Source organism: Streptomyces calidiresistens (assembly GCF_014141525.1).
Taxonomy (GTDB): Bacteria; Actinomycetota; Actinomycetes; order Streptomycetales; family Streptomycetaceae; genus Streptomyces; species Streptomyces calidiresistens.
In genome coordinates this window covers 1-877 of the sequence record NZ_VKHS01001336.1, presented here as the reverse complement: position 1 = coordinate 877, position 877 = coordinate 1, and the positions used below count along the sequence as shown (strand labels likewise).

Genomic DNA, 877 nt, shown 5'->3' with positions numbered 1-877 from the left:
GGGGAGTGGGGGCCTAACGGCCGAGGGACCGGGCCGCGTACCGGGTGAACAGGAAGCCGTCCTCCTCCAGGATCGAGACCGGTTCCAACTCGCGCGGCACCTCCAGGGGGGTGCCGTCGTAGGCGATCCGGCCGGCCGTCCCGGCCGTCATGCGGGGCGAGATCGTCAGGCACAGCTCGTCCAGGGCCCCGGCGGTGACGAACCGCCCGAGCAGCCCCGGCCCGCCCTCGGTGAGCTGGCGACGGTGCCCCAGGGCCGCCAGTTCGGCGCGCACCCGCGCCGGTTCCACCCCGGCGCCGTCCCCCGCGAACACCACCCGCGCGCCGGCGGCCCGGGCCGCCGCGAGGCGCTCCGGCGGCGCCGCCTCCCCCGTCACCACCAGGGTCGGCACCAGCGGCTCGGTGAACAACGGCAGCGAGAAGTCCAGGTCCAGACCGGCGCTGACCACCGCGATCGCCGCCGCGGGCCCCTGCCCGGCGGCGGCCCGGGCCGCCGCGAACTCCTCGCGCCGGCGCGCCGGCCGGTACCCCTCCGACCGCACGGTCCCGGCGCCCACCACGATCACGTCCGCCAGCGCCCGCAGCACCCCGAAGATCCGCATGTCGGCGGAAGAGGACAGCGGCTGCGAGCGGCCCTCGTGGTGGCCCGCCCCGTCCAGGGAGGTGACCATGTTGGCGCGCAGCCACCCCTCGGCCGGCAGGGGGTCGGGGTACGCGTAGGCGGCCGCGAGATCGGTGAGCGACCACTGCTTCCCGTCCGGGCCTCCGGGGCCCGGGGAACCGTTCGTGCCGTCGTCGCCGGTGGGAGGGGGGAGCAGACGTCTCATGGCGCGCAGTCTGGCACGCCCCGCACGCCTCCCCCGGTCGCGCCGCGCCCC

At 77.7% G+C, this 877-nt stretch carries 1 protein-coding gene; it reads right to left on the bottom strand.

Annotation, left to right across the window (positions count from 1 at the left end; genetic code table 11):
- Nucleotides 1-13 precede the first annotated feature (13 nt).
- Nucleotides 14-826, bottom strand: coding sequence for a pyrimidine reductase family protein (locus FOE67_RS27180; protein ID WP_182667469.1), 813 nt, complete (start codon nt 824-826; stop codon nt 14-16).
- Nucleotides 827-877 lie beyond the last annotated feature (51 nt).